The sequence below is a fragment of the Pseudomonas sp. TE36184 genome, from assembly GCF_054060055.1.
This window is the reverse complement of the sequence record NZ_JBSSCU010000001.1, coordinates 1,347,340-1,367,151: the sequence shown is the minus strand read 5'-3', so window position 1 is coordinate 1,367,151 and position 19,812 is coordinate 1,347,340. Positions and strand designations below refer to the sequence as shown.

Here is a 19,812-nt window from a genome sequence, read left to right as displayed (position 1 = left end):
TGATTTCCTTCCTTGTGGCTTACCAGTTCCGGCGTTTGATGCGCGTGAGTTCGCTTTCCAGCTCGGCAAGCGCCTGATCGACGGGCAACTCACCCGCCAACACGCCATGCACTCGATCGAAGAACGCATTGGAAACCCGTGGATAGCGCTCGGCAGTGACTGAGGCGGGGCGCATGACCCCGTCGTTGAGGATGCTGTGGAGCTGACGGTAGTAAGGCATTGCCGCGAGCAGTTCGGGGTCTTGATACAGCGCCTCGATCACCGGGTTATAGGCGCCTATCAGCGCACGCCGTTTTTGCTCTTGAGCGCTGGTCAGGTAACTCACCAGCTCTGCGGCAAGCTTCGGATGGGCGCTGTAACGCGAAACCGCCAGACCCCACCCACCAAGGGTGGACGCATGGCTGCCGGCGCTGCCGCCGCGGGGCAGGGGAGCGACGCCCACCTTGTCTTTGACGGCACTGTCCGGGCTTTGCACCAGGGCCCAGACATAAGGCCAGTTACGCATGAACAGCGCATTGCCCGACTGGAAGACACCACGTCCTTCTTCCTCGGTGTAATTGAGTACGCCACGCGGGGAGATGTCGCCGACCCAGCTTTTCGCCAGGGTCAAAGCCGCTCTTGAAGCCGGGCTGTTGACCACGATGTCGCCTTGCGGGGTGACCAGTCCGCCTTCCGGTTGGCTGCTGATCCACTCCAGTGCATTGCACGTCAGACCTTCGTAGGCGCGCCCCTGAAATATGTAGCCCCACACATTGGGGTTGCCGGCGTTGCGTTCGGCCTGTTGAACTTCCTTGGCGGTAGCGGTCATTTCCTCCCACGTCTGGGGCACCGGCTTGTTGTACTTCTCGAGCCAGTCCTTGCGGTAATACAGCAGGCCCGAATCGGTGAACCATGGCATCGTCACCAGCCGTCCGTTCACCGTGGCGTTATCGATCTGGGCCTGGAAGTAGCCTTGGGTCGCGTCCGGCGCAAGCACCTCGCGCAGATCCATCAGGTGTTTGGCCAGCATTCCCGGCCACACCATGTCGATTTGAATGATGTCGATGTCGCTGGACTGCGCACTGAGGATCTGTTGGTAGAACGACAGCCTCTCGGTTGCCGAGTTAGGCGTGGAAACCACCTCGACGTTGTTGCCGGTCTGTTTCGACCATGCCTCGACAGCCTCCTTGCACAGTTGTAACTCGGCACCCACTGCACCGCACGAGATCGTCAGATCGGCTGCGCTCGAGACGCCAGGAAGCCCGGCACAGAGGGCAAGCAGCGCTGCGGGAAGGAGCGATTTCAGTTGTTTCATAAAGCCCTCTTTATTTTTGTTTTTAGAGAAGTTAACGTTAACACGCTCAATGTATCAGCGTATTTTCGATGAGGCATCCTTTTTTTTGCCGACTCTGGCAATTCACACCTCACGGAAAAACACGTCTGTCGCTGGGACAAAACAATAAAAACAAAACAGGGAAATCCACATGCAGAAAGCATCACAATGGCTGCTCGCAGGCGTGCTCAGCACCTCGGCGGCGACGTCCCAGGCCGCGACTCTGGAAGAACGCATGGCCGCGTTCGAAGCCCGTGCCAGCGCCGCCGAGAAACGTGTCGCCGCAGCCGAGCAGCAAACCCAGGCACTCGCCAGAGAATTGCAACAGATCAAACTCGCCACGCCGCCCTTGCAGCCCGCTGCCGCCACTGCGCAAGCAACGGCGGCACCGACGCTGGATACCCGGCTGGCAAAACTTGAAGCCCGCCAAGAAAGCCTGGAAAAACCGGGCGGTACCGGACACCTCACAGACGGCTTCAGCTTCAAAGGCTATGCCCGCTCGGGATTGCTGATTGACCAGGGACTCGGCGGTGGCCGCGGCGGGCCGTATACGACACCGGCCGGCTCGGTCGGTGGTGCGGTTGGGCGCCTCGGTAACGAAGACGACACCTACATGCGTATAGACCTGTCGAAAGAGATCTATGCGCAGAACGGTACCCGCGCGAAATTCACGGTCTCCATCGCCGACGGCGTGGAAAGTTCCAATGACTGGACCGCCGAAGAAAGCAAGTTGAACGTGCGCCAGGTCTTCACGGAACTCGACCATCTCGCCGCGTTCAAGGGCAACTCAGTGTTCGAGAACGCGACCTTGTGGGCCGGTAAGCGATTTGATCGCGATAACTTCGATATCCACTGGATGGATTCGGACGTTGTCTATCTGGCCGGCACCGGGGGTGGCATCTACGATGTGCAGATGAACAAGAATTGGCGCTCGAATTACTCGTTGATCGGGCGTACCTACGGCGATTTCAGTCGAGACGGTGTGAATGCCGATGTGGAAAGCTACATCCTGACCTCCAACCAGTTCTTCGATAATGGTCAGTGGCAGTGGATGTTCAATGGCATTGGCGCCAAGAAAAACGATTTCGCCACCCGCACCAACGAAGCGGGGTTCAGGCCTGCGAATTCCGGTGTACACACCATGCTGGCCAACCACCAGAAAAACTTTTTCGGCAGGGAAGGCTTCTTCAAAACCGCGCTGCTCTATGGGCAAGGCCTGGGCGCGGAGGTCAAGAACGTCGGCTCGGACGGTGAGTTGATTGACGACGCCCGCGCTCTGCGCCTGGCACTGTATGGCGAGACGCCCATCGCGCCTGGTTGGCGCATCGGCCCGAGCTTGTTGGCCGAGCAGAGCAAGGATAGATACGTCAAGGGTGACGACTACCGCTGGATGACCCTCAACATGCGTTTGGCCAATGAAATCAACAGCAATTTCGAGATGGCCTACGAATTGAGCTGGCAAACCATGAACCTCGACCCGAAGGGCTATCTACAACGTAATGCAGTCGACGGTAACTTCTGGAAGTTCACTGTCGCGCCAACATTCAAGCTTGACGTTGGCGACCTTCTCACGCGGCCCGAGTTGCGAGTGTTCGCAAGCGTGATGAACTGGTCTTCCGATCTGGACAACTACGCGACCTCTGACGCCTTCGGCAAGACCGACTTCAAGGCCGGCGGTGTATGGCAATACGGGATACAGATGGAAACCTGGTTTTAATGCCTGGACGCGCCGGCCTACGCGTCTTCAGCGCGTTGGTCGGGTTGCGTCGCGCCCCTCTGTCGTCGGCCTCGGCGAAGCCCGGTTCATCGCACCGGATTGTTCAAGCTATTCACCATTTCCTTCAAGAGTAAAACGCGCCTCGGTTGTTATCGTTTATCCGTGCCTTAAGCATTGCCTGGCAGCAAGTAAGTAAAGGCAAATATAAACATAACAATATGAGGCTTCAAAATGAGTGCTCAATCTAAACTCGCCGCTGTGTCTGCCGAAAACGGCAAAGTCACGTACTTGGACGCAATGGTGATTGGTGCAGGGGTAGCTGGCCTCTACCAGTTGTATCGACTTCGTGAGATGGGCTTGACGGTCCGCGCCTACGATACGGCTTCCGGAGTGGGCGGCACATGGTATTGGAATCGTTACCCCGGTGCGCGGTTTGACTCTCAGGCAGAAATTTATCAGTACTGGTTCTCTGAAGAACTCTATAAGTCCTGGCAACCCACCGAGCGTTTCCCGGCCCAGCCCGAAACAGAGCAGTGGCTGAACTTCGTCGCCAATCGGCTCGACCTCAAGAAAGATATCCAGTTCAACACCCGCATCGCTGCCGCGCACTTCTGCGAAGAGAGCGGGCACTGGAGGGTGACAACCGAGGCCGGCGAAACGATCAATACGCAATATCTGATCTCTTGCTGCGGGATGCTGTCCGCTCCGCTGTCCGATCGGTTCCCCGGCCAAACCGACTTCAACGGTCAGATCTATCACACCGGTCTGTGGCCAAAAGACCCCGTGGACTTCAACGGCAAGCGCGTGGCCGTGGTAGGCACTGGCGCCACCGGTATTCAGGTGATCCAGACCATCGCTCCGGCGGTGGGATCGATGAAGGTCTTCGTGCGTACCCCGCAGTATGTGATTCCGATGAGGAACCCTAAGTACAGCAAAGAAGACTGGGAAAAGTGGGGTACCCAATTCCACCAGCTCAAGAAGCGCGTGCGAGAGACCTTTGCCGGTTTCGACTATGACTTCGACGCCGGCCCCTGGGCCGAGAAAACCCCCGACGAGCGACAAGCCGTGCTTGAACAACTCTGGGAGGATGGCTCTTTGGCCATGTGGCTGGCGTCGTTTCCCGAAATGTTCTTTGACGAACAGGTCAATGAAGTCGTGTCGGAGTTCGTGCGTATCAAGATGCGTGAGCGCCTGCAGTCGAGGCCAGATCTCTGCAACCTGCTGATCCCGACCGACTATGGCTTCGGCACCCATCGCGTACCGCTGGAAAGCAAGTACCTTGAAGTCTATCTGCAACCCAACGTCGAGGCGGTCGACTGCAAGCAGTCGCCGATCGAGCGCATTGTGCCGGAGGGGATCCAGACCGCGGATGGAAAGATTCACGAGGTAGACATCATCGTGCTGGCCGTGGGTTTCGATGCAGGTTCCGGCGCACTCAGCCGGATCGACATTCGAGGGCGCGATAACCGGTCGTTGAGGGAGCAGTGGAAACAAGAAATCCGTACATCGATGGGGCTGCAGATCCATGGCTACCCCAACCTGTTCACCACCGGTGCGCCATTGGCACCGTCGGCTGCACTTTGCAACATGACCACTTGCCTGCAGCAGCAGGTGGACTGGATCACCGGATGCATTGAGTTTGCCATCCAGCACGGCAAACAAGTCGTGGAAGCTTCCAAAGAGTTCGAGGACGACTGGGTACAGCATCACGACGAGACGGCGGCGAAGACCCTGGTCGTCAAAACCGACTCTTGGTACATGGGCTCCAACGTCGATGGAAAACCGCGCCGACTTGTATCGTATATCGGCGGCGTCGGTAACTATCATCGCCGCTGCGACGAAATAGCCGCACAGGGTTACCCAGGCTTTGAAATGGCTTGAGGTCGAACGACTGCTCATTGATTGCAGCTGTCACTCCGACTCTCTATTGCGCCGTGACAGCTCGATATTCGAGGTAACCTGAAATGAACAACTATTACTCCCAGGAACATCACGGTCCTTTTGAACTGATCAACATCGGAGTGCTTCAGCTTGAAGAAGGCTCGTGCATTCCTGAATGTCAGCTGGCCGTAGCCGTACATGGCACCCTGAACGCCGACAAGACTAACGCCATACTGGTTCCCACTTGGTATTCCGGCACAAGCAAGGCGATGGAGCAGATCTACATCGGCGAAGGGCGGGCGCTGGACCCTGCGAAATACTGCATCATCGTCGTCAACCAGATCGGTAACGGCCTTTCCAGCTCTGCGAGTAACACTGGCGGTTCATTGGCGGGCCCTGGGTTCCCGAATGTCAGAATTGGCGATGACGTCAGTGCCCAGCACACACTGCTCACCGAATACTTTGGCATCGAGAGCCTGGCGTTAGTGGTCGGGGGATCGATGGGCGCACAGCAAACCTATGAGTGGGCCGTGCGCTATCCAGACTTTGTCAAACGCGCCGCAGCCATAGCGGGCACCGCGCGCAATAGCGAACATGACTTCCTGTTCAGCGAAATACTGATTGATGCGATAACCACCGATCCGGCCTTCCGGGCCGGCTTATACGGCTCATCGGCGGCAGTGGCGGCCGGGCTCAAGCGCCACGCGAAAGTCTGGACATTGATGGGCTGGAGTACCGCGTTCTTCCGCGCCGAGCGGCATAAGGCGCTGGGTTTCGAGTCGATGCAGGTATTCGTCGACACCTTTATGACGAACTACTTTGCAGCAATGGACCCTAACAACCTCCTGACCATGGCCTGGAAATGGCAGCGGGGCGATGTCAGTCGAAACACGGGCGGTGATCTTGCGACGGCCCTGGGGCGAATCCGCGCGAAAACCTATGTCATGCCCATCTCACATGACCAGTTCTTTACCGTGGACGATTGTCTGTCGGAGCAGAAAATGATCCCGAACAGCGAGTTCAGGCCATTGCAATCAATCGACGGTCACCTCGGACTTTTTGGCACCGACACGCAAATGCTCAATCAACTGGACGCCCATCTGGCAGAGCTGCTTTCGTCCCCGACACATTGAAACAAGCTTCAAAAAAATAGCACAGGACACCTGTGCTAGACCCAGAACAATTTTAAAAAACAGGGTTGAAGATGAAAACAATAATAACAGCACATGCTTTGCGCGCGGCCAATACGCTCAAGTCGAGTTCTGCTGCTAGCGTCGACTGCCTGAGGAAAAACAATACCCACTGCCGAATTATGCATGCGTTTCAGTTGGCGACTTTAATGCTTGGTCTACAACTTCCGATTGTGTGCCACGCACTGGATGTCGATCCTGGCGACTATACGCCAATGCCAGACGGCACACAGCTTGGGCTGCTGTATTTACAGCACGCAGAACGCCACGATTATTACGTGCGCGGCAATCAGTTAAGCGACAAATATGACCTGCACTCGGATGTCAGCATTCTGAGGGGGGTCAGCTATCAAGCGTTTGCAGGCGTCCTGACGAATATCCAACTGCTATTGCCTTTTGGCCACTTGTCGGCCGGTGGCGCTATAAAAGGCATGGGCAGCGAAAGCGGAATGGGCGATCCGATTCTGGCCAATGCGGTCTGGATCCATCAGGACCCTTCAACAAACCGCGCATTGGCCGTCACTCAATATCTTTTTTTGCCAGTAGGCGACTACAACAAGAATAAAGAGTTGAATATTGGGGAGAACCGATGGAAGTATGTCTTGCAGGGCGGATACATGCACGGCATCGGCAGCCGCGTCATTCTGGATTTCGTCGCTGACGTGACTTTTTTCGGCGACAACGATCGTTATTCCTCCCGCGACCTGACGCTGAAGCAGGACCCGCAGTATCAGATGCAAGGATTCATCAGGTACATGTTCAGTGAGCGCGCGGCTATGCATGTCGGTTATTCCCGGCTATGGGGCGGGCAGAGGAAAGTTGACGGAACTGAACTGGAAGATGAAAGCCGTCAAGCAAAAATAATGCTGGGCGGGTCTTATTTCGTGACGCCGAAAACTCAGTTGCTTGCGACATTGGGGCGAGACCTTTCAGTTGAAAATGGCTTCAAGGAAGAGTCTCGCGTCAATCTTCGATTACTTTACGTATTCTAAGTCACTGAGCAACGCCGGCTACGCCAGGAAAATCAGCGAAGACATCACCAGGGCGGTGGCCTGACAGGCGTCGCTCCGTTGCGAGAATCACTTCTCGCAGCCCCTTTACGGCCGCCCGGCGGTGGCCGTTTTTTTTGCGGGGCGGGAAACGTTCGCAACCCTCAACCCATGCAAATCATCTCGGTCACGCTTTATACCCATTTAATCCCTGTGTTCGGTTTTTTTATAATCACTTAAGTCGCATAACGTTGGATATTTTTTTCGACACTGCTCATCCCGTGCTAGTATTCTGGTGAGCTGTAAATACTAATAAAAACAATACTCCACGGCCATCTCTCGAGTGCTTTCAACTTTGCGTAGGAGCGCAATAAGAGCCAGGGTGACGGCCCTCAAGTGAGACTTCAAGTATGCCGACCGTCATTACTCCAAAGGAACTTCTCAAGTGGGTGCCAGGCGTAGTTCTCAGCTCAAGCGAAGAACTCGGATGGAAAGATATGCAGCAACGCTCATATCGATATAAAGGTCAGGACGTCCTCATTCCACCCCTTGATCATTTCATGATCGTTTATTACTTTGGCGGCCGTACACCGATGGATCGCTGTGTGGATGAGGGCTGGACACGTACCGCTTGCGCGCCGGGCGATATTTCCCTGCTTACGATGTCACAGGACTCCCATTGGAACTGGACGCAAGACATTGATGTTTCTCATCTCTATCTTTCCAATACGCTGATGTCTCGTGTGGCCATGGATGTTATGGAACGTCCGATTGAAGAGGTGCGCCTGCATGATCTGCTCCGTACCCAAGACACGATCCTCACGGCTATTGTCGGCGCAATTACCAATGAAGTAAGAAGTCGTGGGATTGGTGGCGCATTGTATGTGGAAGCCTTGAGCATGCAGTTGGCCATTCACCTTCTACGGCATTACGCCAGTGTCACCTTTAAAGAGTCCAGTGCGCCTGGTCGGCTGTCGCAACAGCAAAAAAAGTACTTGCTCGAGTTCATCGATGCTCATCTGGAAGAGTCCATACGCCTGGACGAAATGGCCGATGCCGTAGGGTTGGGCGTCTGGACGTTTTCCAGGAAATTCAGTGAATCGTTCGACTGTTCGCCACACACTTTTGTTACCGAGCAGCGCATCGAGCGGGCCAAGCGAATGCTGTACAGCGGCACACTGTCGATTAAGGAAATTGCCTATCATTGTGGGTTTTCAGATCAGGCACATTTGACCCGTGTCCTGCGCAGCAAACTTGGCGTAACGCCTACGCAACTAAGGAAAACAAACAACCTGGAATAGTGTTCTTACAACGATCGGAAAGTAATTTTCTGCTTCGCCGAACAACCATCAGCGAAGTCAAGCCATTGCCGGCCAACGGCTACCGGAAAGAAACATGGACCTTTTAGATATTCTATCCTCGGCCGTCGTAACCGTATTGGTGGTGGTACTGATCGCACTTAGACGCACGGACAGGAAAATCCCGATCGAAGACATCCCTCAGGAGCGTGCCAAGTGGGAAGAGAAAGTTCGCGGCAAGTCCCGGTCAGCCCTCACACGGCGCCCACTCGCACCCTCTATTCCAGAACCGTATGTGCCTCGCGAATCTGCAACCGTCGCCGAGGCCCCATCGGAGCCAGGCGATAAAACATAACGCCGGTATCCCGCGATGACGAGCAGCGCGTTAACCCGCTGAAACGGTCAGAACGTCTGGCCCATGGAAAACTGGAACACCTGTTTATCCGCGTTCTCCGGCGTGCGAATCGGATAAGCCAGGTTGACACTCAACGGCCCCAGCGGGCTGTACCAGGTCACGCCAACCCCCACCGAACTGGCCATCTGGCTCAGGTCCACACCACCGCAGCCTTGGGTGGTGCTGAGGTAACACTTGTCCGAATACACCGTGCCCACATCCCAGAACAAGGAGGTCCGCACGGATTTGTTGTCTTTGATGAACGGCACGGGAAACAAGTACTCCGTGCCCCCGGTAATCAGAATATTACCGCCCAGCGCCTCCGTAGTCCGGTCCGAGTAGTACGCTTGACCTGCGCTGGCATAGGTCCCGGTCGCCGGGGTATTGCGCGGGCCGAGCGTGCCGCTTTCAAAACCACGCACCGTGCCTTCGCCGCCGGCCGTATAGCTCTCATAGAACGGCAACCCGTCCGTGGAGCCATAACCGTTGCCATAACCGAGCTTGGTATGGAAGCGCAGGGCGGTGGTATTGCTGACCGGCAGGAAGGTTTGCCCCGTATAGTCGATTTTGTAGAAACTCAGGTCACTGCCGGGCACCGTCACCGTCAGGTTGAGGTTCTGCGCGTGCCCGCGCGTGGCCAGTACGCCTTTGTTCAAGGTCGACTCCGACCAGCCTGCGCTGGCCTTGAAGTTGGTGAATTCCTTGCCTTCGCGCTCGATGAAATCGTAGATCTCGTCGGCGCTGTAGGTGCCCGGCTCGATGCTGTCGTGTTGTGCGGTCAGGCCGAACGTCAGGCGCGAGGTCTCGTTGATCGGGTAACCGAGGCTGGCACCCAGGCCAAAACTGTTGATGGCGTAATAGGACACCCCGTCATCGTAGTATTTGTTGTAGTCGGTTTTGCTGTAGAACGCGTTGTAGCCCAGGCTAACCCCATCGGTGGTGAAGTAGGGGTCGGTGAAACCGATGTTGTACTTGCTCTGGTAGGACGAACGGGTCAGCCCCAGGCTGGCGTAATTGCCCGTGCCAAGAAAGTTGTTCTGGGTAATCGACCCGCCAAGGATCAGGCCCGAACTCTGGGCGAAGCCGACGCTGGCCGTGATCGAGCCGGAGGCTTGTTCTTCCACGGCGTAGTTCACATCCAGCTGGTCATCCAGCCCGGCCACGGCCGGCGTCTCGACGTTCACTTCCTTGAAGAACCCCAGGCGTTCCAAGCGCACCTTGGATTGGTCGATCAGGTAGGTCGACGCCCAGCCGCCTTCCATCTGCCGCATTTCGCGACGCAGCACTTTGTCGTCGGTCTTGGTATTGCCTCTGAAGTTGATGCGATTGACGTAAGCCCGCTTGCCGGGGTCGATGCTGAAAGTGATGTCTACCGTGTGGTCTTCTTCATGCACCTGAGGCGTACCGTTGACGTTGGCGAACGTATAGCCTTCGTTGCCCAGGCGGCGGGTGATCAGTTCCGAGGTGGTGGTCATCAACTTGCGCGAAAACACCTGGCCCTTTTGCACCAGCAATAATGACTGGACCTGCTCTTGCGGGACTTTCAGCTCGCCGCTCAGCTTGACTTCACGCACCGTGTATTTCTGGCCTTCCTGGATGTTCACGGTGATATAGACGTGCTTTTTATCCGGGGTCATGGAGACCTGGGTCGAGGTGATATCCATGTTGATATAGCCACGGTCCAGGTAATAGGAGCGCAGCCGTTCGAGGTCGCCGGAGAGTTTCTCCCGTGCGTATTTATCGTCGTTCTTGAAAAATGACAGCCAGTTGCTGGTCTTGAGCGTGAATTGGTCGATCAACGCGTCGTCGGGGAACACCGTATTGCCCACCACGTTGATGTGCTGGATCGACGCCACTTCGCCTTCATCGATCTTGATCTTCAGGCCGACCCGATTGCGCGGCTGGGCCACGACCTCGGTGTCGACCGAGGCCGAGTAACGGCCCTGGGCAACATATTGACGCTGCAACTCGTTGCGCACGCCCTCCAGGGTGGCGCGCTGGAATATCTCGCCTTCGGCAAGGCCCGATTGCTTCATGCCTTTCATCAAATCTTCGGTGGAGATCGCCTTGTTGCCCTCGAACTCGATGCTGGCAACCGAAGGACGCTCGACGACATTGATAATCAGCACATCACCTTCGCGACTCAGCTGGATATCCTGGAAGAACCCGGTCTTGAACAACGCGCGAGTGGAATCCACCAGGCGCCGGTCATCCGCTTCGTCGCCGACGTTCAGCGGCAATGCGCCGAATACGCTGCCCGCCGAGACGCGTTGCAGGCCATTGATTCGAATATCCGAGATTTTGAAGCCTTGGGCGAGTGCCAGTGAGGTATTGAGCAGCAGCGCAACCGAGCAGAGCAGGCGCGAAAAATTCATCAAGATCTTTTCCAGAACACATCGACAAGCAGCGCCGGCGTGCTGGGTTCACTCGCCGACCGGTGAACAGCCAGCATAAGAGTGCGCGGCGTTTGGTGCGGTTAACCGAATGTCAAGTTAGGTAAAGGTGGGCCTGATAACCTGCGCAAAGGCTGATAATGGACAACCCCACACTGACGAGCCCACGATGATCTGCGTACTGTTGGTCGACGACGACCAGGAATTGACGGAAATGCTCAGCCAATACTTGGCGCGCGAAGGTTTTGAGGCCACGGCCGTGCATACGGGCGAGGAGGGCGAGGTCGAGGCGCTGTCGGGGCGCTACAGCATTGTGGTGCTGGACGTCATGCTGCCCCAGCGTTCGGGCATCGAGGTGCTGCGGCGCATCCGCGCGGTCAGCCAAGTGCCCGTGGTGCTGCTGACCGCCCGCGGCGACAACATCGACCGCATCACCGGCCTGGAACTCGGCGCCGACGATTACGTGCCCAAGCCCAGCTCCCCGGGCGAGCTGGTGGCACGGCTGCGCGCGATCATGCGCAGGGTGCAGCCGGTGGGCCAGCCGCTCACCGAAGTGATCAAGACCGGCGCGCTGGTGTTGTGGCCCGGCAAGCGCCAGGCCCTATGGAGCGGTGTCGAGCTGGGCCTGACCAGCACCGAATTCAGCCTGCTCGAAGAACTGGCCCGCAACGCCGGCCAAGTGGTGAGTAAAAAGGACCTGTCCCTCAACGCCCTGGGCTGCCCGCTGACCCGCTACGACCGGCGCATCGACGTACACATCAGCAGCATCCGGCAGAAGCTGGGGCCGCGCCTGGACACCAAGGCCTGGATCCAGAGCGTGCGCGGCCTTGGCTACCTGTTGATCGCCGAATGACCCGGCCCAGCCTGCTGTTCTGGAAACTGTTCCTGGCCTTCTGGCTGGCGACCACCCTGACGTTTCTGGTCGGGATCGGCGTGCTTGAACTGAGCCGTTTTCGCCCGAGCGACCCGTATGTGGAAGCCATTCTGGCAGCGGAAACCGGGCTGCTCGAGCGCGTCGGTGTCGACGCGGCAGGCCAGCTCCTCACGGTCTGGGAACGTCCGCCGGATGAGAACATCGGCGTCTATGGCAGCAACGGTCACTTGCTCGTGGGGTCGCCCGTTGAACAACCGGCCTATGAACGAGCGGTCACCAGCAAGGAAGGCCTGGCGCTTTCGATCAGGTCCACCCACGCCCCCGGCAACGTCCCCGGCCGGCCCTGGCACCAGATCCCGCTGCTCATCGGCACGTTGATGAGTGCGCTGTTCAGCGGCTACATGGCGTACTACCTGGCCTGGCCGCTGGCCTACTTGCGTCGGGCGATGAGCGATGTGGCCCAAGGACGCTTCGAAACCCGGGTCAAACCCGCCATGGGCAAGCGCCGCGATGAAATCGTCGACCTGGCCGAAGACTGCGACCGCATGGCCAACCAGCTCAAGGTGCTGGTGCAAGCCCAGCAGCATCTGCTGCACGACATCTCCCATGAATTGCGCTCGCCGCTGACGCGCATGCAAGCGGCCATCGGCCTGTTGCGCCAAGACCCTGCACGCATGGAAATGCTCGAACGCATCGAGCATGAATCCGAACGCATGGACACCCTGATCGAAGCGCTGCTGACCCTGGCTCGCCTGCAGGGCCGGCCCGAAAGCATCGAGCGCGAACCCGTGGACATCATCGAGTTGCTGGCGATGATTGTCGAAGATGCGCAGTTCGAAGCCGGCATCAAAGGCTGCCGCGTACACCTACAGGCTTGCCCGCCGTTTATCGCCTGTGTCAACGGTGAGTTGCTGTACCGCTGCTTTGAGAACGTGATCCGCAACGCCGTGCGCTACACGCGGCCGGACACCACGGTGCTGGTTTCAGCGCGCATCAATCCCGACGCGAGCCGCCTCACTGTGGCGATCAGCGACCACGGGCCGGGCGTCGACAACGATCGATTGCACAGCATCTTCCAACCGTTCGAGCGTGGCGCGGGGGATGCCAGCGTCGGCTTTGGCCTGGGCTTGGCCATCGCCGCGCGGGCAGTGCAGATGCACGGCGGCAGCATCGTGGCACGCAATGAGTCAGGCGGCGGGCTGACCGTGGAGGTCAACCTGCACAACGCGCGATCTTTACACGACATTACATTGGCTTGACCGCCCTGTACGTCGCCGCTCATTAGACTTGTCGCCATTGTTTGAGCGGAGGTGACGATGTTTCAGGTGCATAAAAAGGGCTTTGTGCCCGGCAGGAAAATGGTCGATGGCCTGGTCCCGTATGACTTCTTTTGTGAAGACAGCCCGACGATCAATATCTTCGTGTTTACCGGCGCCGCCACCCCCGACGCAACCGTCGAGGAGCAGACGCTGTGGGGCTTCACCCGCCTGGAGCGGTTCGAGGCGATGACCAACGCGCTGGTGAGCAACAAGAAACACGCCGGCTGGTTTCAAAGCGTGAATGTGCTGACCGGGCCCAACCAGAACGGCACGCAAAGCGTGAAATTCCAGCGCGTGCTGAAAATCATCAAACACGCCAGCAGCACGCAAAAAGTCGATTATGAGATTCTGACCGACGAAGGCGACACCTACTTCACCCGGCAAACCGTTGCGGCGAACAGCGCGCAAACCGTCATCTATTCGGCGGAGTCGTCCGCTCGTAGCGCGTGATTATCTCACGGGCCTGGCGGGCGTGAGGCGCGCCTGTTCGTCCAGTTACGCGTGTTACCTCTGCCCAAGACGCCTTACTTTTTTTCGCGCTATCGATCACCGTCCGGTCCCCCATCAAGCGCTACAAAAAGTGTGGGCAGTACTGGGGCAAAGGACTTCAACAACATTGACGTTAACAAGCACCTGAAGAAGAAAACATGCACGCCGCCGCCTGGCCCCCATTGATGAACTGAAGCTCGCAGTAGACGCTGCCGTTATGCGCTGACGCATACGACTGTGACTCTGCTTCATGCTGCTCTCAAAAAAAGGAGTGGCGGCTCTGCTTCGTCCGTGGTTTTTCGACGCTTTGGCGCGAAGAAGCGGAAGTTTGCTGTTTTTCGTCTCGGGTATTTATATGCACCTTTTTAACGCTTTGATGGCTCGTGCCATCCCTTTGATTCCGCGCGCAATTATCCAAAAAATCTCCCGCCGCTACATTGCTGGTGCCACGCTAGGCGAAGCCCTGGCGCGGGTTCAACAGTTAAACGCGCAAGGTTACTGTGTGACTCTCGACGTGTGTGCGAATCAAATTCGGCCCTGGGCTCTTGGCCGCTCGAATTGGTTGTTCGCAGGCTCGCTGCGCAGTGGCAAACGTGCGGCTGCAATCGCGAGTTTGATCCAGTCGGTACGGCTCAGCGGGCATGATCCGTATGCTTACTTGAAGGATGTTCTTACACGCCTGCCGACGCAGCGTGGGAGTGAGATTACCAAACTGCTACCGCGCAGATGGGCGCCCGTTTAATCAAGCAAGGTGTGTTCGGCGGGCGCTTGTTTTGCAGGTTCCCTGCGCAGCGGAAAACCAGCAGCAGCGATCATTAATTTATACAGATTGCGACCTAGAATGGTAATGATCGTATGTTTACCTGAAGGACGTTCAGGCGCCCACCTACACAGCCGGCGAGTGAAATCAATCAATTGCCGCCACATAAGTGGGACCTCTTTAATCACACAAGGCATGTTCGTACCAAGACTTGTTAGCCGGCAATTAAAACCTGTTGAAGGAGCTAGATATTGAAGTGGATAGTTTTGGCGGTATTGACCTGGATCAGCACACTTTTGTATGCGGACGCTGCTCCGAATGAGACCAGACAATCGACCAATGCGGCTGTTACAGCCTGCAAAGCAATAAGTAAACTGCTGAAGCCTTCCTTTTCAAGAACTCAAGCGCATTTCCTCGACTCGGAAGAAATTTTCGCAATATTAGTGCGAGGCATTAAGCCCCCTCCATCCATGAAGGATCAATCTGGCGCGGAGTTATGCTTGTACTATTCATACACAAAACGCGCTCGCCTGGCTGATTGGGATGAGATGGCCACATCCAAAAAATGGCCAAGGCGAATCAAGGCGCCCACAGACTTATGATAGATGGTGCATGCGTCCGCTTAAAATACGCGAACACCATCGCCATTAATTCTGGAGTTCACAAGGTGTGTTTCCGAAACGCTTACGGATTTACGGCGCCTAATACGGCAAGAAAAAGCAGTACCTGTGATGAGGGTCCGTGCCCATAGACAACAATTGGGCCGAAAACCAAATCAGGCCATGGGCTCTTGGCCGCAAGAGCTGGCTCTTCGCAGGGTCTTTACGCCGTGGCAAACGGGCGGCAGCGATCATGAGCTTGATCCAGTCGGCGCGGCTCAGCGGGCATGATCCGTATGCTTATCTCAAAGATGTGCTGACGCGGCTGCCGACGCAGCGGGCAAGTGAGATTACCGAGTTGCTGCCGCATAAATGGGCGCCCGTTCAACCGCCCAAAGTATGTTGGGCAGGTGCGGACAGCGCTGGTACTGGGGTTGCCGGAGCAGCGGGTCGGCTCATCGCTAATGTGACGAGACGTACATAGATGGCGTGGACGGCGCAGGCAGTGCGTAGGTCGCCTTCATCCATTCGATCTCTGCCTGGGGCGTGCGCCCAAAGAAACGTTTGAATTCGCGGCTGAATTGCGAGGCGCTTTCGTAGCCTACATTGAACGCCGCCGTCGAAGCGGTCATAGCGTTGCGTAGCATCAGTAATCGCGCCTGGTGCAAGCGCGTCGACTTCAGGTATTGCATCGGCGACGAGTCCGTCACGCTGCGAAAGTGCAGATGAAAATTGGGCACGCTCATGCTCGCTTCTTGGGCAAGGGACACCACATCCAGGCGCTCCTGGTAGCAACTATGGATCTTGCGGATCGCACGAGTGACCTTACCAAAGTGACCCTGGCGATTGAGCGCGGCGCGCATCGAGCCACCTTGCTCGCCGGTTAGGATGCGGTAGTAGATCTCCCGCACCAGCGACGGCCCAAGTATTTGCGCTTCGCCCGGACTGCTCATCGCCTCAAGAAAGCGTAGCGTCGAGGCGCGCAGTAAATCGTCCATTGGCGAGGCATACATGCCCTTGGGCTGGGCATCACTTGGCCCGAGAGCTTCATCCATTTGCAGTATCAACTCGCTGGCCATTTGTAAGTCGAGGCGCATGTAGACCGCCAGCATTGGCTGCGCCTCGCTGGCATCGGTCTCCATGGTGAAAGGAACTGGGACGGACACCACTAGATAGTGCTGGGCGTCATAAACGTATACGTCATCGCCCAGATAGCCACGTTTGCGCCCTTGGCACAGGATCACGATACCCGGGTCATACAGCACCGGAGTGCGAGTCAGTGGCCGATTCGAACGCAAAAAGCGGATATCCTCTAGCGTGCTGAGGTTGTAGCCCTCGACCGGCGCGAGGGTTTCCATCAAATGCACCATGCGCGAGGTGCGTGAGTCGGCCCGATTCATTGATGTCCCCTCTGCTGGCCGCTCAACCGTCGGTGGTAAGAGTCAGCGCTTCCCATTGATCAATCTCCCTGGCCGTGCGATTCAGCTTGTCACGTACCAGCCCCAACGCGTCACTGCCCAATAATAAGTGTGCCGGTGGTGTCGGGCTGGCAATAACCTGCAACATCGCTTGCGCCGCTTTTCGCGGGTCGCCAAGCTGTTTGCCGCTCTTTTCTTCGCGGGCCTTACGTACCGGGTCGAAACTGGCGTCATAGTCAGCAATGCTTCGTGGGGTGCGCTGCATCGAACGACCGGCCCAGTCAGTGCGAAACGAGCCAGGTGCCACGGCGGTCACGAAGATGTTGAAAGGTAGCAGTTCTTTGCTCAGCGTATCGGAGATACCTTCGAGAGCAAACTTGCTCCCGCAGTAGTACGCGATGCCCGGCATCGTGATGGTGCCGCCCATAGAAGTGATATTAAGAATATGACCAGTGCGACGCTTGCGAAAATAAGGCACGAAAGCCTTGGTCACCGCTACCGCGCCGAACACGTTGACGTCGAATTGGCGACGCATTTCCTCCAGCGGCGACTCTTCAAAGATGCCCTCATGACCGTAGCCGGCGTTGTTGACCAACACGTCGACTGGGCCGTGGGTTGCTTCAATAGCAGCTACTACGCTGTCGATCCGGGCGAAGTCAGTGATATCCAGAATCACCCCATGAGCATGATCCACCGAGAGCGCCTGAAAGGCGCGCAAGGCGGCTTCACTACGCACGGTACCTATGACACGGTGGCCCGCGGCAAGAGCTTCTTGCGCCAGCGCGTTGCCGAAGCCACTGCTCACCCCCGTGATGAATATGGTTTTTCTGCTGTTCATGGCGACTTCCAATAAGTAGGGACGAGGCCATGATATCTATCGAAAACTCGGTCACCTATGCCGGTTTGTCTTAGAGCATTGCCTATTCCTATCAGAGTCAACAGTTAAGTGGGCGCGCGTTTAACCACGCAACATGTGTGTTGAATGGACACTTATGTCAATTCCATGCAATTGAACCGCCGAGAGCTGTTTTTCTACTTCGCCAGCGGTAAGAGGTCTTTCACAGTACTCTCGACTTAGAAAAACAATTGCGTCATTACCGTCAGGACTGTCGGAATAACCGGGGTGTTTTGATATCTCTGCGAGCAAGTCTTCCGAGACTGGAACGACATGAAAATGTGCGCTGAAGTCAGGAGAAAATCCCAATTTGTAGAACATTACTTTGTAAGGGGAATACACCTTTGCCAGCAGACGCTCCGAGGTTTTCATCACCAAACCGAGAGATGACATGGCTTCGTCGCTCAAATCGCTGAGATCTGAAGCCGTCTCTTCAGATGAAATTATCAAATACCCGTCGTAACGTGAATCTCGCCGATGAGTTACTATCCAGTGGGTGTCGCTGAAAACTCTTAGCTCGTCCATGTAGCTCCAGTTAAACGATGTATTTATGTTGACGGTACAACCTACATTTCTTGCCCAACGATATGCAACCAATTGTCGCACGGCCCAAAGTCGTCTGGTCAAGACGGGTTTGCCATACGCTTACATTGCTGCGACTTTGGTTGATCCCGTTATCATAGGATTACTTCACGAGAGCAGATCCAGCTATGCCAAGGTCGTCATTCGTCATCCGAGTTTTGTTCGCCTGTTGCCTTTTGGTCGCAACCACCAATCACATTCGAGCAGATTTTCAGCATGGGTTGCTCTGGGACTACGGATACGGGGCCAGCGCCTATTGGGCTAGCCGTATTTTCTGGGGGGCACTTACGTTTTTTGACCCGCTGGCGGCACTGCTCCTTTTCATAAAACCAAGGGTGGGCATCATCCTTACAGCAGCAATCATTCTGGCTGACGTCGCCCATAACACCTATTACGTCGCATTGAACCAGCAGTGGCTGGAGCCGTTCTACCTGTCCCAGGTGGCGTTTCTTGTCGCGGTCCTTCTACTCTCGCCTATTGCCTGGAACTTCACCCGTCGCCGCGTAGCACTAATCAACACGATTCGATTGTGAAGTGTTCCAATGAGGGGCAGCGTCGCTCAGTATGATCAATGCGCAGGGGCTCCTATGCAGCGTGTCATGATTATTGGCCAACCGGGGTCAGGAAAAAGTACGTTGGCTCGGGCGATGGGCAAGCACACAGGTCTTCCGGTCATCCATATCGACACGATCCATTGGCAACCGGGATGGGTTGAGCGAAACGCTGATGAGAAGACTCGCCTTTGTCACGAGGCCGAGGCTCGCGATCAGTGGATTTTTGAAGGTGGCCATTCGGCCACCTGGGATAACCGTATTGCCAGAGCCGACCTCTTAATATGGATTGATCGGTCGCCGGTACTTCGGTTTTGGCGTGTGTTTCTTAGAACTTTGACCCAGCGTGGTAGCACTCGCCCCGACCTTCCAGAGGATTGCCCAGAGCAGCTAAAGAACCTTCTAGCGCTTTTCAACTTCATGTGGACTACCCGTAAATCGGCGCGTGCCAAGATGAGGCAGCTTGCGACAACGGCGCCCTCAACATGTCACGTCGTCTGTCTGCGATCCAACCGTCAAACCAGACAGTTTCTGTCAAGTATTCGGGACGTGCGTTGCGGACAGTCGTCGTGAAAAGTCCAGGTTCCGACAAAGCCGCTGCGTGATTGAAGAGCGCTGAGCGCCAAAGTCACGGTGTATTACTCAAGCGAGTACCCACTGGTGCGCAAGCAACTGGTCAATCTCACTCGCTCTCTGCGTCGGCCATCTTTCAAAAAAACATACGGGTGTAGATCAAGCTCTGTGAGCTTTTTCTCGTTCAAGCAGAGGGGGAGGTCGTGTTGAACGTTTGTGCAAGGTCTTCTGCTTTCGCAAAGAGCAGCATTTCCAGATCACCTATCTTGACGTCAAGTTTTCGGGAGACGCTCATGAGTAACTCGATGTAGGTTGAGTAGACACTGGTCGTTGCAATTCGAATCCAGCTTTGTTAGATCGCCTGAGCCTTCATGCGTGGCCAATGACCCATTTGAATGAATGGTGAACAAGGGTGGTATCAAGCGTCCACATGTAGATCTTCGGAAGTGTTGGCAGGTGCTGTCTGGCATATAAAAACAAGGTGTTTTCGAGAGTCTGCATGGACGTGGCAATGTATTGGGCGAGGTCTCTATGTTAATTCAGCATCAAATTTGCAGCTAACGTGTATCCGTCCGGCC

The 19,812-nt window shown here is 56.2% G+C and carries 15 protein-coding genes and 2 pseudogenes; 12 read left to right on the top strand and 5 right to left on the bottom strand.

The features are described from left to right. Positions 1-19 precede the first annotated feature (19 nt). Entirely contained in the window at positions 20-1,294 is a 1,275-nt protein-coding gene (locus ACVWZP_RS06030) for an ABC transporter substrate-binding protein (protein WP_177030150.1), read from the bottom strand. Between the two features lie 169 nt (positions 1,295-1,463). Between ACVWZP_RS06030 and ACVWZP_RS06025 the strand changes: the two genes are divergently transcribed. From ACVWZP_RS06025 to ACVWZP_RS06005, 5 genes are all read left to right on the top strand, one after another. Next, the gene (locus tag ACVWZP_RS06025; protein WP_457369547.1) at positions 1,464-3,029 is read left to right on the top strand and encodes a carbohydrate porin; all 1,566 of its coding nucleotides are present in this window, start codon (positions 1,464-1,466) and stop codon (positions 3,027-3,029) included. Between the two features lie 231 nt (positions 3,030-3,260). After that, on the top strand, positions 3,261-4,910 hold the full coding sequence (locus ACVWZP_RS06020; RefSeq protein WP_102618221.1) for a flavin-containing monooxygenase: 1,650 nt from the start codon (positions 3,261-3,263) through the stop codon (positions 4,908-4,910). An 83-nt stretch (positions 4,911-4,993) separates the two neighbouring features. Beyond that, positions 4,994-6,043: an alpha/beta fold hydrolase gene (locus tag ACVWZP_RS06015; protein WP_457369546.1), complete on the top strand. Its 1,050-nt coding sequence runs from the start codon at positions 4,994-4,996 to the stop codon at positions 6,041-6,043. Positions 6,044-6,114: 71 nt separating this feature from the next. Next, positions 6,115-7,092 carry a transporter gene (locus tag ACVWZP_RS06010; RefSeq protein WP_457369545.1) on the top strand — a complete coding sequence of 326 codons (978 nt, stop codon included), beginning with the start codon at positions 6,115-6,117 and terminating at the stop codon, positions 7,090-7,092. A gap of 407 nt (positions 7,093-7,499) precedes the next feature. After that, on the top strand, positions 7,500-8,390 hold the full coding sequence (locus tag ACVWZP_RS06005) for a helix-turn-helix domain-containing protein (protein ID WP_256822238.1): 891 nt from the start codon (positions 7,500-7,502) through the stop codon (positions 8,388-8,390). Between the two features lie 399 nt (positions 8,391-8,789). Here ACVWZP_RS06005 and bamA read toward each other — a convergent pair whose 3' ends face one another. Continuing rightward, complete coding sequence (gene bamA, locus ACVWZP_RS06000; RefSeq protein ID WP_079443785.1) at positions 8,790-11,156, bottom strand: outer membrane protein assembly factor BamA; 2,367 nt, start codon at positions 11,154-11,156, stop codon at positions 8,790-8,792. Between the two features lie 187 nt (positions 11,157-11,343). Between bamA and ACVWZP_RS05995 the strand changes: the two genes are divergently transcribed. From ACVWZP_RS05995 to ACVWZP_RS05975, 5 genes and pseudogenes are all read left to right on the top strand, one after another. Further along, positions 11,344-12,027 (top strand): response regulator transcription factor, encoded by a 684-nt coding sequence (locus tag ACVWZP_RS05995; protein ID WP_046383420.1) that lies wholly within the window; start codon positions 11,344-11,346, stop codon positions 12,025-12,027. Further along, positions 12,024-13,307 carry a HAMP domain-containing sensor histidine kinase gene (locus ACVWZP_RS05990; RefSeq protein WP_457369544.1) on the top strand — a complete coding sequence of 428 codons (1,284 nt, stop codon included), beginning with the start codon at positions 12,024-12,026 and terminating at the stop codon, positions 13,305-13,307. Before ACVWZP_RS05995 ends, ACVWZP_RS05990 begins: the two co-directional genes overlap by 4 nt. Before the next feature lie 57 nt (positions 13,308-13,364). Continuing rightward, a complete protein-coding gene (locus ACVWZP_RS05985; protein ID WP_046383422.1) occupies positions 13,365-13,817 on the top strand; it encodes a hypothetical protein in 453 nt (150 codons plus the stop codon). Positions 13,818-14,379: 562 nt separating this feature from the next. After that, positions 14,380-14,598 (top strand): annotated as a pseudogene (locus tag ACVWZP_RS05980) (transposase domain-containing protein); the annotation flags it as partial. 753 nt (positions 14,599-15,351) lie between these two features. Then, positions 15,352-15,600, top strand: a pseudogene (locus ACVWZP_RS05975) (transposase domain-containing protein); the annotation flags it as partial. 76 nt (positions 15,601-15,676) lie between these two features. Here the strand turns inward: ACVWZP_RS05975 and ACVWZP_RS05970 are convergent. The 3 genes from ACVWZP_RS05970 to ACVWZP_RS05960 form a co-directional block, all read right to left on the bottom strand. Beyond that, positions 15,677-16,615: an AraC family transcriptional regulator gene (locus ACVWZP_RS05970; protein WP_046383423.1), complete on the bottom strand. Its 939-nt coding sequence runs from the start codon at positions 16,613-16,615 to the stop codon at positions 15,677-15,679. Positions 16,616-16,637: 22 nt separating this feature from the next. After that, a complete protein-coding gene (locus tag ACVWZP_RS05965) occupies positions 16,638-17,471 on the bottom strand; it encodes an oxidoreductase (protein ID WP_017849065.1) in 834 nt (277 codons plus the stop codon). Positions 17,472-17,591: 120 nt separating this feature from the next. Continuing rightward, positions 17,592-18,053: a hypothetical protein gene (locus ACVWZP_RS05960; RefSeq protein ID WP_457369543.1), complete on the bottom strand. Its 462-nt coding sequence runs from the start codon at positions 18,051-18,053 to the stop codon at positions 17,592-17,594. A gap of 185 nt (positions 18,054-18,238) precedes the next feature. On the opposite strand from ACVWZP_RS05960, the gene ACVWZP_RS05955 reads away from it, so the two are divergent. Next, positions 18,239-18,643, top strand: coding sequence for a hypothetical protein (locus ACVWZP_RS05955; RefSeq protein ID WP_046383425.1), 405 nt, complete (start codon positions 18,239-18,241; stop codon positions 18,641-18,643). A 54-nt stretch (positions 18,644-18,697) separates the two neighbouring features. Beyond that, positions 18,698-19,234, top strand: a complete 537-nt coding sequence (locus ACVWZP_RS05950; protein WP_424802024.1) for an AAA family ATPase — start codon at positions 18,698-18,700, stop codon at positions 19,232-19,234. Positions 19,235-19,812: the final 578 nt, after the last annotated feature.

Bases quoted from the DNA above. Each gene is read 5' to 3' on its own strand.
- ACVWZP_RS05995 (WP_046383420.1), top strand. From the start codon at position 11,344: ATGATCTGCGTACTGTTGGTCGACGACGACCAGGAATTGACGGAAATG.
- ACVWZP_RS05970 (WP_046383423.1), bottom strand. From the start codon at position 16,615: ATGAATCGGGCCGACTCACGCACCTCGCGCATGGTGCATTTGATGGAA.
- ACVWZP_RS05985 (WP_046383422.1), top strand. From the start codon at position 13,365: ATGTTTCAGGTGCATAAAAAGGGCTTTGTGCCCGGCAGGAAAATGGTC.
- ACVWZP_RS06030 (WP_177030150.1), bottom strand. From the start codon at position 1,294: ATGAAACAACTGAAATCGCTCCTTCCCGCAGCGCTGCTTGCCCTCTGT.
- ACVWZP_RS05990 (WP_457369544.1), top strand. From the start codon at position 12,024: ATGACCCGGCCCAGCCTGCTGTTCTGGAAACTGTTCCTGGCCTTCTGG.
- ACVWZP_RS06005 (WP_256822238.1), top strand. From the start codon at position 7,500: ATGCCGACCGTCATTACTCCAAAGGAACTTCTCAAGTGGGTGCCAGGC.
- ACVWZP_RS06010 (WP_457369545.1), top strand. From the start codon at position 6,115: ATGAAAACAATAATAACAGCACATGCTTTGCGCGCGGCCAATACGCTC.
- ACVWZP_RS05950 (WP_424802024.1), top strand. From the start codon at position 18,698: ATGCAGCGTGTCATGATTATTGGCCAACCGGGGTCAGGAAAAAGTACG.
- ACVWZP_RS05965 (WP_017849065.1), bottom strand. From the start codon at position 17,471: ATGAACAGCAGAAAAACCATATTCATCACGGGGGTGAGCAGTGGCTTC.
- ACVWZP_RS05955 (WP_046383425.1), top strand. From the start codon at position 18,239: ATGCCAAGGTCGTCATTCGTCATCCGAGTTTTGTTCGCCTGTTGCCTT.
- ACVWZP_RS06015 (WP_457369546.1), top strand. From the start codon at position 4,994: ATGAACAACTATTACTCCCAGGAACATCACGGTCCTTTTGAACTGATC.
- ACVWZP_RS05960 (WP_457369543.1), bottom strand. From the start codon at position 18,053: ATGGACGAGCTAAGAGTTTTCAGCGACACCCACTGGATAGTAACTCAT.
- ACVWZP_RS06025 (WP_457369547.1), top strand. From the start codon at position 1,464: ATGCAGAAAGCATCACAATGGCTGCTCGCAGGCGTGCTCAGCACCTCG.
- bamA (WP_079443785.1), bottom strand. From the start codon at position 11,156: ATGAATTTTTCGCGCCTGCTCTGCTCGGTTGCGCTGCTGCTCAATACC.
- ACVWZP_RS06020 (WP_102618221.1), top strand. From the start codon at position 3,261: ATGAGTGCTCAATCTAAACTCGCCGCTGTGTCTGCCGAAAACGGCAAA.